This window comes from Halogeometricum borinquense DSM 11551, from assembly GCF_000172995.2.
Classification (GTDB): Archaea; Halobacteriota; Halobacteria; order Halobacteriales; family Haloferacaceae; genus Halogeometricum; species Halogeometricum borinquense.
Genome location: NC_014729.1, coordinates 1,866,124 through 1,882,283, shown reverse-complemented (window position 1 = coordinate 1,882,283; position 16,160 = coordinate 1,866,124). Strand labels below are relative to the sequence as shown.

General features: G+C 57.0%; 16 protein-coding genes, 1 tRNA gene and 1 pseudogene. 10 read left to right on the top strand and 8 right to left on the bottom strand.

Translation table 11 applies throughout. The annotated features are described in order from the left end of the window. The first annotated feature begins 90 nt into the window (after positions 1-90). The 3 genes from HBOR_RS09455 to HBOR_RS20650 all read left to right on the top strand — a co-directional run bounded on the left by HBOR_RS09455 (position 91) and on the right by HBOR_RS20650 (position 3,834). A complete protein-coding gene (locus tag HBOR_RS09455) occupies positions 91-657 on the top strand; it encodes a YdcF family protein (RefSeq protein WP_006057017.1) in 567 nt (188 codons plus the stop codon). 213 nt (positions 658-870) lie between these two features. Then, positions 871-1,614 carry a DUF7504 family protein gene (locus HBOR_RS09450; protein WP_006057018.1) on the top strand — a complete coding sequence of 248 codons (744 nt, stop codon included), beginning with the start codon at positions 871-873 and terminating at the stop codon, positions 1,612-1,614. A gap of 69 nt (positions 1,615-1,683) precedes the next feature. Continuing rightward, positions 1,684-3,834, top strand: coding sequence for a hypothetical protein (locus HBOR_RS20650; RefSeq protein ID WP_006057019.1), 2,151 nt, complete (start codon positions 1,684-1,686; stop codon positions 3,832-3,834). A 4-nt stretch (positions 3,835-3,838) separates the two neighbouring features. On the opposite strand, the gene HBOR_RS20010 is transcribed toward HBOR_RS20650, so the two are convergent. From HBOR_RS20010 to guaB, 4 genes are all read right to left on the bottom strand, one after another. Continuing rightward, complete coding sequence (locus HBOR_RS20010; RefSeq protein ID WP_006057020.1) at positions 3,839-3,982, bottom strand: DUF7503 family protein; 144 nt, start codon at positions 3,980-3,982, stop codon at positions 3,839-3,841. 198 nt (positions 3,983-4,180) lie between these two features. Then, positions 4,181-4,783 (bottom strand): HalX domain-containing protein, encoded by a 603-nt coding sequence (locus tag HBOR_RS09440; RefSeq protein WP_006057021.1) that lies wholly within the window; start codon positions 4,781-4,783, stop codon positions 4,181-4,183. 205 nt (positions 4,784-4,988) lie between these two features. Next, complete coding sequence (locus HBOR_RS09435) at positions 4,989-6,077, bottom strand: TrmB family transcriptional regulator (protein ID WP_006057022.1); 1,089 nt, start codon at positions 6,075-6,077, stop codon at positions 4,989-4,991. Between the two features lie 343 nt (positions 6,078-6,420). Then, positions 6,421-7,920: an IMP dehydrogenase gene (gene guaB / locus HBOR_RS09430; RefSeq protein ID WP_006057023.1), complete on the bottom strand. Its 1,500-nt coding sequence runs from the start codon at positions 7,918-7,920 to the stop codon at positions 6,421-6,423. Between the two features lie 338 nt (positions 7,921-8,258). Between guaB and HBOR_RS09425 the strand changes: the two genes are divergently transcribed. The 6 genes and pseudogenes from HBOR_RS09425 to HBOR_RS20285 all read left to right on the top strand — a co-directional run bounded on the left by HBOR_RS09425 (position 8,259) and on the right by HBOR_RS20285 (position 12,766). Beyond that, positions 8,259-9,653 (top strand): selenium-binding protein SBP56-related protein, encoded by a 1,395-nt coding sequence (locus tag HBOR_RS09425; protein WP_006057024.1) that lies wholly within the window; start codon positions 8,259-8,261, stop codon positions 9,651-9,653. Positions 9,654-9,657: 4 nt separating this feature from the next. Beyond that, on the top strand, positions 9,658-9,981 hold the full coding sequence (locus tag HBOR_RS09420) for a 2Fe-2S iron-sulfur cluster-binding protein (RefSeq protein ID WP_006057025.1): 324 nt from the start codon (positions 9,658-9,660) through the stop codon (positions 9,979-9,981). 422 nt (positions 9,982-10,403) lie between these two features. Further along, positions 10,404-11,417 carry a DUF5794 domain-containing protein gene (locus HBOR_RS09410; RefSeq protein WP_006057026.1) on the top strand — a complete coding sequence of 338 codons (1,014 nt, stop codon included), beginning with the start codon at positions 10,404-10,406 and terminating at the stop codon, positions 11,415-11,417. Positions 11,418-11,502: 85 nt separating this feature from the next. Next, positions 11,503-11,727, top strand: coding sequence for a DUF5795 family protein (locus HBOR_RS09405; RefSeq protein ID WP_006057027.1), 225 nt, complete (start codon positions 11,503-11,505; stop codon positions 11,725-11,727). Between the two features lie 55 nt (positions 11,728-11,782). Next, positions 11,783-11,960 (top strand) — tRNA-Trp (locus HBOR_RS09400). Positions 11,961-12,173: 213 nt separating this feature from the next. After that, positions 12,174-12,766, top strand: a pseudogene (locus HBOR_RS20285) (site-specific integrase). 922 nt (positions 12,767-13,688) lie between these two features. Here HBOR_RS20285 and HBOR_RS09380 read toward each other — a convergent pair. From HBOR_RS09380 to HBOR_RS09370, 3 genes are all read right to left on the bottom strand, one after another. Next, positions 13,689-14,171, bottom strand: a complete 483-nt coding sequence (locus tag HBOR_RS09380; RefSeq protein WP_006057030.1) for a hypothetical protein — start codon at positions 14,169-14,171, stop codon at positions 13,689-13,691. Continuing rightward, positions 14,171-14,590, bottom strand: a complete 420-nt coding sequence (locus HBOR_RS09375; protein WP_006057031.1) for a hypothetical protein — start codon at positions 14,588-14,590, stop codon at positions 14,171-14,173. The genes HBOR_RS09380 and HBOR_RS09375 overlap by 1 nt, the downstream gene beginning before the upstream one ends. Before the next feature lie 182 nt (positions 14,591-14,772). Then, positions 14,773-15,072, bottom strand: coding sequence for a hypothetical protein (locus HBOR_RS09370; RefSeq protein WP_013440616.1), 300 nt, complete (start codon positions 15,070-15,072; stop codon positions 14,773-14,775). Positions 15,073-15,395: 323 nt separating this feature from the next. On the opposite strand from HBOR_RS09370, the gene HBOR_RS09365 reads away from it, so the two are divergent. After that, on the top strand, positions 15,396-15,797 hold the full coding sequence (locus HBOR_RS09365; RefSeq protein WP_006057033.1) for a PPOX class F420-dependent oxidoreductase: 402 nt from the start codon (positions 15,396-15,398) through the stop codon (positions 15,795-15,797). Positions 15,798-15,918: 121 nt separating this feature from the next. Here the strand turns inward: HBOR_RS09365 and HBOR_RS09360 are convergent, their stop codons facing one another. Continuing rightward, a complete protein-coding gene (locus HBOR_RS09360) occupies positions 15,919-16,140 on the bottom strand; it encodes a HalOD1 output domain-containing protein (protein ID WP_006057034.1) in 222 nt (73 codons plus the stop codon). Positions 16,141-16,160 lie beyond the last annotated feature (20 nt).

The window sequence follows — 16,160 nt, the reverse complement described above, 5'->3', positions numbered from 1 at the left end:
GCCAGCATCAGCCTCCGTACGCGACTCGGTGAAAGTCAGTATCTCAAGAATGTACAAAAATATTATATTTGGTAGCATGCTATCGGACGTATGATCGTCGTCGTGCTGGGGCATCGTCTCGAATCGTCACAGATTCACGAACGGCTTCGAGCACGAGTTAACGCGGGGATACGGGCGTTCAATGCTACTGATGCGTCGTCTCTATTCTTCTCGGGCGGGCAAACGAATCAGCACATCGACCGAACGGAGTGCGGTGTGATGGGAGAGTATGCGGTCCGGCAGGGCGTTGATCCCGACCGAATCGTGTTGGACCCGTTTGCCCACGACACGATTGGGAACGCGTACTTTACCCGCGTCCTCTGTGACAACCTCGGCCTCGATATCGATGAACTCAGCCTCGTGACCGACGATTTCCACGCCCCAAGAGCGAAATACGCGTTCGACCAGTGTTTCGGTGCTGACGTCGCCGTCGAGACAACGCACGCTGTCGAGACTGAAACCGACTGTGACGACTCGACGTGCCAGCAGAAGTTACAGCGGACACGAGCGTTCTTCGAGTCGATTCCTGCGGGCGATATCGAAGCGATTCGGCAGCGACTTCACACGCACCACGACTATTACGATTTCTCCGGGACTGTCCATCCAGTGTCTCCGTAGTCGTCGGTCGACGATGTCAGTGCAACCGCCGAAGACGACGGTTACTCGTGTATAGGACACTATCTACAGTGATACTCAGAGAAGACCACGATTCGTCTCACGAACGCCGTTCGTTCTCTCCAAACGACATATTTCGCCGTTGCGAATACTCTAGATACAAGACCCATCAGATACACAAAGTATTATTTGGTGTGGTGCCGTGAATACATACGAATGGATCAGGGAGACGGGGCTAACACCGTCCAGTCGGATGCCCCGGAACTCGCTTCGGCCCTCGACAACCTGAAACAGCGTGGAAGCGCACTTCTTGTCGTCGGCTCGGTTCCGGCAGAGGTATACCGACGTGCTTCGGCGCGGATGCTCGGTGATGGAGAGTTGCGACGCCGCCTTCTCGTGACAGGAGTTTCCGACGGTAAGCAGGACTCCCGCCTGGACGCCATTCGGCGTCAAACGCCCGAATGGACTCGTATCATCGAATTCGAGACGACTGCCCGGAGCACTGCGGCGGTTAGCGCGAGCAATCCGACGATTTCCTCGCCCGACCTCGAAACTGCGATGGACGCAGAGGCCACGCGGAACGCGTTGGCTCAACGCGTCGATGGTGACATTATCGCACTCGGTCGAGAGATTACGAAGATCATAGAGCAGTTTGAGAGCATCGCCGGCGGAATGACTCCTGCGGAGCTTCGTCTCGCATTCGACTGCTTACCGGTTCTTCTCGCGGAGTACGATCTCGAAACAGCGTTTCAGTTCTCACATATTCTCGCAAACCACGTTCGTACTGTCAACGGGATGGTTCACTTCTGGCTTCCGCGTGAGAAAGACGATAACGCTGCACTCGTTCTTGAGCCATTGTTTGATGCGACCGTTGAACTCCGATTGGATGGGACGGAACTACAACAACGATGGCACTTCCGCGATGCCAATATAACTTCAGATTGGCTCGTTCTGGGATGACCAAAATTATTCAAATTTGACACTTGTCAACTACCAACACGCTTTTAGTCGTGAACCGTGACTGAAAAGATGATGGAAGGGTTCGGGGATTCTGAGAGTTCGCCGTCATTTGATAGTTCAGAGACGTATCTCGAACTCTCGCTCGACGCCGCATCCGGGGGTGACGGAGTCGTGGTTACCGACCCGATAGAGCGTCATCAGTTCGAACTTTCGACACCTTCGGTGATCGACCCGGAACCCACCGACCCGAGTGCGTTCTGGTTCCCCGCTGACGCCGCAGTTCGCTTCCAAACGGATCAGCTCGAACTCCAGACGGTCGTCTCAGTTTGCATCCGCGACGACGAGGGACAGATGCTCGGCCAGACCGAACACTTCGCCTCGGAGTCGTTCCCGCGCGCGACGTACAGTCTCGAACTGTTCGCCCCGGTGAAGACGTACGTACGCGTCAACGCACCGGTGACGATAACTTCCGATGCGACGCAGACGACCATCTCGTTCGACGAGGAAACGGAGGTTCTCGTCGGTGCGCGGTCACACCACAAGCGACCGGCAGCGACGATAACGACACCCGACGACCCGCGTTCGATGATGCGCGCGGTGTCGCTTCTCGGGTCCGCATTGAAATCGACGTCGCCCGAACGCTCGTATCCCACACTCCGCGGGCATCCGCCGCTTATCGAACGCGGCGAGCAGTTCAAAGCACCGCCAGATTTGGCACCGCCGGAGACGGGCATCACGCTCGAACTGCCGGCGACGTATCGGCACGTGTACGTGGCGGCACCGTTAGCGTACTATCTCGGTGCAACCGTCGTGGAAGGCGACACGCCGCGACTTCGCACTGACAGCGGATTCACATACGACCTCGATACAACCGCGGGGTACGAGCGGGAAGTCGAGCGCGTTCTGAAGCAGACGTTCTTCCTCGACTGTCTCACTCGAACGGAAGGCTACTATCAGGTCGAGTTGCACGAACGGCAAGCGGTCGAATCGGACCTTGATCTCGACTTTGCCGCGTTGTACGACCGACCCACGGCCGAACAGGTCGAAGCCTACCTACAGGTTCCGTACGAGACGGTCGCCGGGCACGTTCCCGAGTGGAAACTCACGACGCACGTGACGCCGACGCCGGGGAACGTCGAACTGCTTCCGTTCGTTGCAAACGACTTGGCAATCGTTCGGACGCCACACACGAAACCGTCGGCGGGTTCGACGACACAGGCGGAGGCAGTCGATGCCTTCCTGCGGTCGTCGCCGCAGACCCCCAACGCCGGGTTTACGCGGAGCGCGACGCAGTCTGCATCGTTACCCGAACGAAGCTACGTCCAACCCGAGAAAACGGATTCGCTCGAGCAGGCGTGGTTGGGTGACGGGACGCCCATCGGGGCGAGCAAAGCATCCCTGCAAGCGTACCGCAATCGTCTGTATCGGTCGCCGACGGAGGGTGATATCGGTATCACCGTCGTCTGCAACGACCCGCGGATGGCAGACGAGCGCGAGGACGTAGAAGCGGTGTACGGGTCGCGCGAAAAGCTTCCGTTCGACGTGCAAGTCCAGTACGAACTGACGAAAGACGAACTCCGCGAGGCCCTCGCCACACAGACGGACTTCTTCCACTACATCGGCCACATCGACAACGACGGATTCCAGTGTTCCGACGGGACGTTGGACGCCTCGACACTGTCCGATGTAGGGATGGACGCCTTCTTACTCAACGCCTGCCGGTCGTACGAACAGGGGATGCACCTGATCAACGCGGGTGCTATCGCCGGTATCGTCACGCTCGAAGATGTTGTGAACAGTAGTGCCGTAGAGGTCGGCTCGATGCTTGCTCGGTTGCTGAATCAAGGATTTCCGATTCGTAGTGCACTTGGACTTGTCCGCGGTGAGAACGCCGTCGGTGACAGCTATATTGTCCTCGGTGACGGTGGACTCGCAGTTGCGCAGAGTGACGGTTTATATCCTAACACGTGTGTCATCACCCGGACAACAGAGGGTTTCAATGTAGATTATCGTGTATATCCGGGAAGCCACGTTGGAATGTGTGGGCTCGTAATACCGTTGCTTCCGAGTGTCGAGACTCATTATCTCGGTTCCGGTTCGGTTGATTCGTTTACACTCAGTTTAGAGGAACTAAATGACTTCTTGGATCTGGAAAACATCCCATTACTCGTAAATGGTCAACTTCAGTGGAGTGACGATCTGGACTTAGATAGTCTTTGAGTATTTACGGACCGTAGATACCGGCGTTGTTTCCCGCTGCGACTGAACCTGCTTGTGAGAGCAGCAGCAGCATCGTGAACAGGACGCCCATCATGCGGGGGTGTTCGGCAAGGTACTGTGCGACCGCGTTCGTGTCAGTTTCGGACATGACGTATGAACACAGAACGCCCAGATAGATTAATTTTTTCTAGAAGATCTAACATGAAATTAACTCAATTTAGATATAATTTCTTACAAATAAACGTTGTGGTCGCTTCACACGGGGTATACTGTCCGTTAGACTAGTCACACGTGACGAACGTCGTCACTACGGGTCATTCAGTCGAAGCAGATCGATTTCTGTTCGTTACTCAGAACTCTCGAGATTCTCGAAGGCAGAGGTGTCGCCGAGATCCCGGTAGACGGCGGCAATATCCCGTTCTTCGTCGAACTGTTGGAGAGTCTCGTCTAAGTCCTCGCGAAGCTTCGAGAGGCGCGCGTCGAGTTCCTGATACTCCTCGTTGTCCTCTAAGGTCGCAGGGTCCTTCTCGGACTCCAACAGTGCTTTCTTCGAGGCAAGCGAGAACAGTTCTTGGACGCCGTCGTTGTATGTGTTTCGTCGGAGGAGGTTTTCGACGGTCTCTTCGAGGGCTTCTTTGGAGACTGGCTTTACGAGATAGTCGTCGAATCCCATGGCTACGATGTCGAAATCCGGTTCGACAGCTGTTACCATGGCGACACGACATTCGAATCCCCGGTTCCGTATCTCTGTGAGGGCTTCGTCTCCGGAGAGATCCGGCATCCGGCGGTCGAGGAGAACGACATCGACGTCGTCGTCGAGTTCGTCGAGGGCCTCGCGGCCACCGTATGCGACGCGAACGCGACATTTCTCCCTGAGCCAGGTTGCGTACAGGTCGGCGAGGTCCGGCTCATCTTCCACGATGAGCACGAGCGGCTGGTCAGCACTCATTTGTATTGTTGTGGTGTTGCGGAAACACGCACGTCATCGAATGAAACACGGGGCCATATCAAGATACCCCTTATTCAGTTCATCGTGAACGTTCGCGTTCCTGATCCTCATCGATTTCTGTCAAAGGTTGGTAACTGAGGGGAGTTATACGTTGCGGCCCAATTCTTATACAGCGTAATCGCTTTTTTTACACGGGGAAGTAGGTCTATAACTCCAATTTAGTTACGGTCACTCGTGTCGCCTCGACATCTTCGAGGACGGCACCCCACCCGCCGACGGTGTACGTCTCCTCGCCCGCGCGAAGCGTGAAACACACCTGTCCGGCTAACTGTGACAGTGCGGGGGTACTGTCCGCCCCAGCAGTGGTGTCGGTCATCCCTGAATAGTATACCTCAGTGATCTCGCCTGTCAGTTCGACGTGATCTCCCGTTCCAGTGTCGAGTCCGGTCACGGTCGCTCGCACCGTCGCATCCTCCGAGAGCGTCGGTTCGATGTCGCGGACGCACCGGCGAACGTCGGCATAGACCACTGGCGGTTCGTCGTCGCGTGCAGAGTAGACTTGGTCCAGTACCTCCCACAGACACGTTTGGAAGTACCAGTGAAAGACGTAAGTCAGCGTGTAGTCGTCCACGAGAACGCCGTACTCGTTCAACGAGTGGGCGTGCGGCGCAAAGCACGTTTGCGTCCGGTCAACGAGGAGAACGAACGGCGTTGGTAGCGTCCGGTGGCGTGCCTCCGTGACGACACCCTCGAAGTCCATCGATTCGAACGACGGACCGTCACGCTCGGGGTCGGTGTGCAGCGAGACTTTGACTATTGCGCCGTTTTCGAATGCCTCGCGGAGTGCGGGTTTCAACTCCTCGTACTGATCGGCCGTGACCGACAGTTGGACCTCGTTTTCTGCCTCCCGAATAATCGACGCCGCCCGCTGGAACACCGTCTCGAAGCGTTTTACGATGCTCAGCATGTGTCGGTCAACCTCGGGCGCTTCCCACCGGTCTTCGATCTCGTCGGCCGCCGCTTCGAGCATCGTCGCCCGGCTACGCAAGTCTTCGAGTACCGTCTCAGGGTCGCACGCGCGGGCGCGAAGACTGTCCTGCTCGTACGTCTCGATATACCCTTTTGTCTCTAAATCTCTCAGAACATCGTAGATGCGTGCAGTCGGAACTGCACAAGCATCGGCTAACTCAGTCGCACTTGCGGCACCTAACTGAAGCAGTGCGTTGTACGCCTCCGCCTGGTACTGGGAAAGCCCGGCATCCTCTAACGCGTCTTGCAACTCGGCCAAATCCATGTACTGATCGGAAATCACTCTGCATTAATCATTATTGTATCGGAGCTGTACGACCGCTGGTGTCACACAGTGTGAGTGAACAATACACGTCACTCTCAGTTGATCGAAGCGGACGCACGCCGACGTAGCTGAGGCGGTACGAACAGTGATTCCGAGAAAGGGCCGAACCGAAATCTGTCGGTCGGTCGGCGGGTCGGCGTTCTCCCTCGTCGTGGTTGTGGTGGCGACTGGACATGCCGCTCTTCCCGTGAGCCTACAGACTGCATCGACAGCAACGGGAGAGTCGAGTTACGCCAGTACCGCGACGAAAAGGCGAACGCGCGTGAGACGCGGAACGAGCCTCTTAGTCGTTCTGCGGGCTGTAGTTCGGCGCTTCGTCCGTAATCATCACGTCGTGGGGGTGGCCTTCCGTCTGTCCGGCACTAGAGACGCGGACGAACTCCGCGCGCTCCTTGAAGTCCGGAATCGTCTCGGCACCGACGTAGCCCATGCCGGAGCGCATGCCGCCGACGAGTTGGTGCAGTTCGGAGGCGAGCGTCCCTTTGTACGGCGTTGCGGCCTCGACGCCCTCCGGAACGAACTCCTCGTCGTCGTCAGCGTCTTTGAGGTAGCGGTCGCCGCCGCCGGATTTCATCGCGCCGACGGAGCCCATGCCGCGGTACTGCTTGTACTTCTTGCCGTTCATCGTGATGACGCGGCCGGGGGCCTCGTCAGTCCCCGCGAAGTACGATCCGAGCATCACGGCGTCAGCACCCGCGGCGACGGCCTTGATGGCGTCACCCGAGTAGCGAATTCCACCGTCGGCGATGACGGGCACGCCCTCTGGTGCGGCCACGTCCGCGACTTCCGCGACAGCCGTAATCTGCGGCATCCCGGCACCCGAGACGACGCGCGTCGTACAGATGGATCCCGGACCGATGCCGACTTTCAGACCGTCAGCGAAATCGACCGCCTCTTCGGCGGCCTCGCGCGTGCCGATGTTGCCGACGACGACGTCTGCTTCGACAGACTGCTTGATCTCGCGGGCGCTGTCGAGGACGTTGAGATTGTGCGCGTGCGCACAGTCAATGAAGAGAACGTCCGCACCGGCTTCGTCGGCGGCCTCCGCGCGGTCCGTCTCGAACGGACCGACGGCGACACCGCAAACCAGACGACCGTCGTCGTCGCGCGCGGCGTGCTCGTGTTCACGTCGCTGGAGGATGCCCTGCATCGTGACCAGTCCGACGAGGTGGCCTTCCTCGTCCACAACGGGCACGCGCTCGATCTTGTGGTCGTACATGAGTTCGAGCGCATCACGGGCCGTCACGTCGCGTTCGGCCGTGATGACTTCGTCCGTCATCGCCTCGCGTACCTCGTCGGACTCGCCGACTTCGAGATACGGGCGGATGTCGGTGCCGGAGATAATACCGAGGACAACGTCCTCCTCGTCCACGACGGGCGCTCCCGAGACGCCCTCGCGTTCCATCATCTCGTCCACGTCGCGGACCGTCTGCCCCGGACGGGCCGTCACGACGTTTTCGCGGCGGATGACGAGTTCGTCGGCGCGTTTCACGCGCTCGATCTCGGCCACCATCGCCTCGATGTCCATGTTACGGTGCAGAACGCCGAGACCGCCCTCCCGGGCCATCCCGATAGCCATGCCGCTCTCGGTGACGGTGTCCATCGCCGCCGAGAGGATCGGGACGTTGAGTTCAACGTTCTTCGAAACGCGCGTGGAGACATCGGCGTCGTCGGGTTCGACTCGACTCTCCATCGGTCGGAGCAGTACGTCGTCGAACGTCAGCGCCTCTGGTACCTGCAGTTTCTCGGAGAAGGATTCTCGTTCGGAAACGTCGTTCGCCATGTAAACCGTCCAAACTCCTGCGACAAAAGGGTTGCGAGACACCACGGGTGTGTAACTAATTGCCAGCCAGAACAGACATATATACACGTTTGAGTATATCTGTCCTCCGAGACGTGTCGTGATTCCCAAATGGATGCCTTCCAACGAGAAAGGACTGCAACGATCTGTGACGGGGTTCACTCCGGTTTCGTCCCTTCGAGCAATTTGTTAGTTGAAAGTTAGTTCCCAAATGTTGATGAGTATTTGGTGCCAGATTACAGCATCTAACAGTTCTGAATCGGAGTTCTATCAGATTCCTCTGCAAAAAGTATATGATAATTGATAGCATAAACGTAGCTATGAGTGATACTGAATCACCGGGAGAGTCAGGTGCGCACGGACACGAACATCACGAGGTCGAAGGACCGGGGTATGCGACCCCGCAGGCCGCTATCGAAGAATCGGAGCCGGAATCGGTCGCCTACGTAATGGGGCTGTACGTCGGGACAGATATCGACGCTCCGGATTTCATGGCGGTCGTGGACGTTGATCCGGACTCTGAGACCTACCAGGAGATCATCAACCGCGTCGAGATGCCCAATAGGGGCGACGAACTCCATCACTTCGGCTGGAATGCCTGCTCCTCATCGTGTCATATCGGCGGTCTGGAGCGCCGGTACCTCATCGTCCCCGGCAACCGTTCCTCACGCCTGCACGTGATCGACACGAAGAATCGTCGGAATCCGCAGATCGAGCGCGTGATCGAACCTGATGCCGTTCACGAATACGATCTTTCAGCGCCGCACACCACCCACTGTATTCCCGACGGTGATATCGTCATCAGCATGCTGGGGAACGCCGACGGGGAGTTACCCGGCGGATTTCTGGAACTGGGCGATGATTTGGAGATCAAGGGGCGATGGGATCCACCGAACGAGATCGACTTCAACTACGACTTCTGGTATCAACCCCGGCATAACGTGATGGTCTCCTCGGAATGGGCCGCACCTGCGACCTACCAACCCGGATTCGATATGGAGGATGTCGAAGAAGGAAAGTATGGCCACCGACTCAACTTCTGGAACTGGGAAGAACACGAACTCGAACAGACGATTGATCTCGGCGAGGAAGGGCTCATCCCACTGGAAACGCGCTTTCTGCACACACCGGAATCGACCCACGGCTACGTCAACGCCGCGCTCTCATCGAATATCTTCCACTTCTGGGAGGAAAACGACCGGTATCACGCCGAGAAGGTCATCGATTTCGAGAGCCGCGAACTCGACGACTGGGACATGCCCGTTCCGGCGCTGCCGACTGACATTCTCATCTCGATGGACGACCGCTACCTGTTCGGTGGGAGTTGGCTTCACGGCGAGGTCTGGATGTACGATATCTCCGATCCGAAGTCGCCGCGCCGCGCTGACTCGATTTCGATTGGCGGATACTTCGGCGATATCCGCACGGTCCAAGACCGGGAGTTGGTCGCTGGGCCACAGATGTTACAGCTTTCGCTGGACGGCGAGCGCCTCTACTGGACCACATCGCTGTACTCCTCGTGGGATAACCAGTTCTTCCCCGAAATGGCCGAGAAGGGATCGGTAATGCTGAAAGCCGACGTCAACCCGCGCAAAGGGACGTTGACTCTCGATGAGGACTTCTTGGTTGACTTCGGCGAGGTCGCCACGGGACCGGCGCGCGCCCACGAGATTCGCTGGCCGGACGGCGACTGTACCAGCGACGTCTGGCAGTAGCGCGATGGCCTCCCGTCACACTCTCACGCTCACGCGGCGGAGCGGCCGCGAAGAGACGACACGAGCAAGCGAGGACGAGACAATCCTCGAAGCTGCCGAATCGGCAGATATCAGCCTCCCGTTCGGATGTCGAACGGGCGCATGTGCGACCTGCGTCGGCCGACTGATCGATGGGAACATCAGCTACGACCGCCCACCGCGTGCGCTGAAGACCCGACATATCGAATCGGGCTACGTCTTGTGCTGTATCGCTCGCCCACGGACCGATTGCCGGATCGAAATCGGGCCGGGGGTCCAAGCCGAGTTAGTCTCGAATCCGTGGAAGTGAGTCTCCTCGCAAAATCTAATACTGAATCTTCGTGCAATTTTCACTCGATTAACGGGCACTCAGCGAACAATTCTTGAATTCTCTGCTCCAAATCCGAGGCATCATAGGCTCATTTAAAAACCACCCCGAAAGGTATCTAGTCCCATGCCGCCACTTCTCACACAAATTTTAATAGTTCCGTATGGTTTTGTACGAGTATGGACTCCGAGTGTCCCGCTGCATCGCGTATCGCCGGTCAGACGACCTTCGACTCCGGCAATCTCTTTATGATTACAGCGATGTGGCGAACACTTAAATTTGGGAAACGGAATCTTCCGAATCTCCCGAATCTTCCGATGCTTGGAGTACTCGGACGATCCACCGACGAGCGTGGTTTGCGTCCGTATCGCCGTTTGGCCGAAGGTGACGGCCGCTAACACGGAATGAGCGTCTCTCAACACCCAGTCGCGCTTCGCTTAGAGCAACAGGTAGGTGGGGCAACGCGCCTCCTCGCCACGGTCATGGCGCTGCCGCTCGTAGACGGTATCTTCCCCGCACTCGTCATCGCCGGGGCGCTGAGCACCCCAGTCGATATCATCCAGACCGGACTGCTCATCTTCGGCGGATCCGCGACCGTTGCGGTCATCCTCGCAGAGATGGAAGGGACGCGTCGCGAGCAGATGACGTCAGTCCTCATCCTCGGTGTGGTTTTGCTCCCCATCGCCGGGTTAGAGGCGGCGTTCGCACCAACGATCAAGACGCTGCTGGACTTCCATACGTTCCACCGCTTCGCCGGACTGGTCATCTTGGCCGTCGCGGCGAAGACGGCGTCTTCCGAAGTGGGCGAGAAGCTTCCCTCCCCGAGCATCATCATCGCCCTCGGGCTGGTCGCCAGTTTCAACCCCGCGAACGCGCAGTTGAAAACGAACCCCGATCCGACGATCATCCTGCACGCTGTCGCGGCGGCCGGGACGGGCGTCGGATTCGCCCTCGTCGTCGCCATGCTCGGCCCGCGTCTCCGTGGTGTGGTTGATATCAACCTGTTCCGCTTCGGCAGCTCCGTCGCACTCGGCATGCTCGCCATCGACGTGTTGGGCGTCCTCCCCACCGACCGGCCCATCGCGCTGGGCGTCCTCGGCGTGACGGCGTTGTTCGCCTACGATCCCGCCGCGGACGATCCGGCCGAAGACGCCGAACTGGATGCGGACACGAACGGCATCGAATCGGAAGATTCGCACGAATCGGACGATCCGGATACGTACGAACAGGAATCGGACGACGCGTCCGCACCAGCAGCCGTCGCTGACGGCGGCAACCGCGACGGGTCAGCATCCGTGTCGGACGATGGGAACCAGAGCCAGCGTCAGAACCAAAACCAGAGCCAACCGGACGACGAATCCGGGGATGCGGGCTACGGCTACCCCGCCGAGAAGGACTCGCGTGCGCCGTGGCTCTAACCCGACGTTCGTTTCTCTCTTACTGACTTCAGCCTCCGACGCGTGACGCGGAGGACTTACCACGATCCCTGCCATTCACGGACGTATGAGTAACCGCGTCGTCGAAGGACGGATGGTGACGCCCAAACGACTGGCTGAACTCGTCGAAGGCGAGAAACCGCTCGAAGCCGAGTCTATCGAGGATGCAGACCGGGACTGCCCGGAGTGCGACGGCAACGTCATCTCGGTGGGCTACATGCCGAGCGTCACGGAGTTCGTCACGGCCTACAAATGCCAGGACTGCGAGTGGGCCGAGACCGACCGCGACTGACGACTCCCAATCGAAATTCCTTTATGCCGAATCGCCATACGAAGAGATGCAGAGCGGGGTCGTGGCCAAGCCCGGCATGGCGACTGACTCCAGAGGCAACGCGCCCGGGACGAAACTCCAGACTGATATACTGAGCGACTGACTGATCATCGGTCGTGTTGACGACCCTCTGGAGTTCCGAGGCGCACACCGGAGATATCAGTCGATCGGGGGTTCAAATCCCTCCGACCCCACTTCTACTCTGAACTCACCAACGAGCGAGCGCTCTGTCGCTCGCGTACAGCGTGAGTTCAGTATGACGTTCACAAGGAGGAGTTGAGCTAGAGAGGAGCTTGCTCCGACCGTGGTTCAAATCCCTCCGACCTCACTCCGAATTTAATTCCTTCGGCACCCTATATATAGGGACACCTCTACGCTTATCTCACGTTACCGCCCCGCCAGCAGAGGTGCTGCGCGTGAGCCTCGCGCCGTCCAAGCGCGGGGGTAACGCCGCTGAATCCGCCGTTCACCAGCTTGTTGACGGCCTCCGGTACGTTCCGGACTCGGAAGCCGAACACTGCGACGCCGAAGTTGTCGACGTTACACCTACACCCAACGACATCTCTCGACGAACCGACAGCCGTCACTACAAACTCGAAGTCACCGCGGGAAAAGACACGACCAGTCAGAGCGGGGGAAGCAGCGTGACACCTGGCACCCGATCAACCTCGAGGCGCAGATCAACCGCTACGTCCAGAACACCGACAACGAGATCGGACCGACTGACTCTATCGCCCAACGCTCGAAGCGGACCGTCCAGACGTAGGTTGACCGCGCTGCCGATGCCGCCGCAGACTATACAGGCGATCAGGGCTACCGGCGCATCTCCAGTCACGATCTCTGCCGCTGCTGGGCGCACCACCTGCTCGTCGAGGGGAGAATTTCACCACGGATCGTGATGGCCCGCGGCGGTTGGAGCAGTTACGACGCAATCGAGCCCTACCTCGCAGCACCGTCAGAAGAGAGCATCATCAGGTCGATGAGAGAGGTTTCGCTATAGCCACCGGAAGTAGGCTCTTCTCGGAAGTTCCTCCGAGTTATTCTGAGAACAGTGAGGTGCCGCGATTGGTAACGTACTGTCGGGGCGGCACACAGCTTGGGAGTCGGCTCCCGGAGTACAAAAGGGAGATGTCCATTTGATTGTGGTTTCTCATTTGTGTCTGTTAATTAAGTACACTCCGCCTGCGGGAAGCGTCACGAATTGGATCACCGGCAGGAGCAACGAGAGCAAATGTATCACGCTCACCGCCGCGTACATCCATCGAAATAGGGACCTGCCACCATTGTTCGCAGATACGTGCTTGCTGTCGAGATACAAGCCCATACTGAAGACAGGTGTCAAGACGTAGTGTGCAAAGATCAACAACACCGTGGAGACACTCGCTAGGAGAAATGGAATCTCAACAGCGTCGTTAGCAGGCAGGAGCGACGGAGGGGTACCGGCACTTTCGACACCGAGCAACCAAACCGTCCCCCACGCAATCCAGACCGCTCCTACGACTACCAACTGGAGCGCAACACCGTACCACCATCGTGATCCAGTATCTGGATACGATGTCATAGGAACTCCTGTCTCCGTCCATACATGAATGCAATGGCGATCCCAAGGATAGCGATTGCCGTTCCCCCCACAGTAAGTCCCACTTGAAGGTATGAGACGATAGCGAAAGCCACTGCCCCCAGTGACAGAGGGGCAAGAAGATGGTGCCGAGGAAACGGCAAGTCCAGTAGCGATGCGAAGCCTACCAACCCTAGAAACACCAGTGTACTTTGCATCAGTAGTGAGTTCGATCCCAAGAGCAAAAGTAACAGTCCGAACAATGCGAGAATCAACCCACCAATTTCTTTTGGCTTGAGATTTCGAAGCAGTGCCATTGAATGTAAAATAGCTGTGAATATATCTAAAGCCTATGCTCCAGATCTCAAACCGGATCTGGGGCCCCGTCAGCTATGAGGAATAGAACCACCATGATGATTAGTGCCAAGACTTGGCCAGGGCCGCTGTTGGGGTTCATACCAAGGTCTCTGACACTGGCGTCTGCTGCATCCCCCGCCTTCTTAAGTACAGTATCGAGAGCAGCGGTAGGATCAATATTATTCAAGTTATGGCGGTAGCAGGAGCCACTCTTCGGTTCACCCACCCACACTGCATTCAGGTCCTCTTCGATACCGATCCATATGGAATTCTCGACGAGTACCTCAGCGTCACCGAGTGAGATAGTCTTCTCCTGGTAGGTTAGATCGACTGAGACAAGTGGGGGAGTCTGACCATCGTTACAGTCTCGCGGTTCGCCAATGTTCTCTTGAATACTGCCGGTCTGAACGCACAGTTGTGTTCCATTGGGGGTTGGTGTACACAGGTCGAAAGGGAATCCACTCGGAACGGGGAATGGGAGAGACGCCATTAGTCATCCCCCTCCTCTTCGTCAAGGACATTCTCCGTCACAGTTTTGTGATCCAGAACAACGTACGATGGGGTTATCTTCCGCGTGTATCGCGTGAAGTCCATGACGTATTCGAGCCGATTCCCGTCTTTCCACTCTGGCTCGTACACGCCAGCCACAGCGTCCTGGGTGATCTGGTAGACTGTCTCGGGCGTGTCACTGAGATTTCGAGTGCCGTCTGCGATGTAGAGCTGAATGCCGTCACCAAACGCTGCGGTGACGATAGCGATACGGTCCTGATTAGGATGTTTCGCAGCACCAGCAGCCATTTGATCGACCGTCATGTCTTCGAAGGGACCGAGATCGTCAACGGTAGGATAGGTGTCGGGCTTCGCAGCACCGATTCCAGTGCCCATCGTCAGGAGTCCGGTTGTTCCCATAATACTCAGCACATTTCTTCTCGTTAGATCACTCATATATCAGAGTACCAACTAGATGACTAAATGTCAGGATAAATAAATACCGAAATGAAATCAATTAACATTGGTTAGTGAATATGGAATAATATCTATTTGTCGTATCTATATTGAGGGTTGATATAGTCGTTGAAAATGGAGCCTGATCAGCCCGCGAATGAAACGTACGGTTTGGTATTCTGCAACCCCTCCACGTCCGCGAGCGAAATCGTGGACGTCTCCTCAACTCGCAGTACCTCCGTTAACTCCATGAGCTGATCAAAGTTCGCTGGTGAGGTTCTCGTGAACGGTATCTGGAAACCAAAGCGCGTGTAGCCGCGGTGCTGCTCGCAGTGCGCGTGAAGTGAACCGAGACTCATCGCTGTCTGTCCACACTCGGTACAGCGGAACAGGACGAGCGAACCATCGGACTCGTACTCCTCATGAAGTCGGTCGAGCAGACTCACGATGCACCAACTCCGAAAGCGTCCGCGCTCTGTCGCTCGCGTACCGCGTGAGTTCAGTATGACGTTCACAAGGAGGAGTTGAGCTAGAGAGGAGCTTGCTCCGACCGTAATTCACAACCTCTCCGCCTTATACGACTCCGAAACTACGACTGACAAGTACCGCGTCGCGTGTGTTCGGATCGAGTAAACAGAGAAGATGGGCACCAAACCGTCGAGAAAATAATACTCTGCGAACGAAATAGATCCTCCCACGAATCCAACCCCGAATGTAGTTACCAGAATGCTGTAAGTGCGTATTAGTAGCTTTCACACCTATATTCACTATGGCATCAATCCCGGCAGACTTCCAAGATTTGTTCGAGAAACAGACATTTGCGCATCTATCGACGCTGTTGCCGGATGGAAGCCCACACGTGACGCCAGTGTGGATCGATTACGACGTCGACGCGGACCGGCTGTTAGTGAACACCGAACGCGGCCGCCGAAAAGAGAAAAACATCCGAAACGACCCGCGAGTCGCCATCAGTATGACAGATCCGGACAATCCCTACCGGATGCTTTCAGTTCAGGGAGAGGTTGACGAGATGACCACAGAAGGCGCACGCGAGCAGATCGACGAGATGTCAAAGCGGTATATGGGGAAAGACGAGTATCCCAACCCCATCCAGACCGAACGCGTAATGATCTCGATCAAACCGGAGCACGTCAGCCATTATGAGCCGTAGATCACCGTCCCAATAGCGCAGGGACGAAGAAACTGCTCGGTCGCAGCGCACTCCGCAAACTGTGCGTTCAGCGTTCGATATCCTTTGTGAACGTCCGAACAGAATCAGTCAGGACGAAACGTTAGGTCGAGCGGTCCACAGACAGGTCGAACTCGATAGTTCCATCCGACGAAATTGAGAGCCGTCCGCCTTCGTAGTCAAATCCGATCTCGAACTCGCCTGCCGCCGTTTCTCGAATCAAGTTTTCCAGTGCATCCGGATCCGTAACGTTCGAGAGCGGTTCGAGGTCCATCGGTTGACACCCTTTTACATCCGTGACAAGGGAGACGATTTCGACCGTCATTCGTTCCGGGTTCGATACAA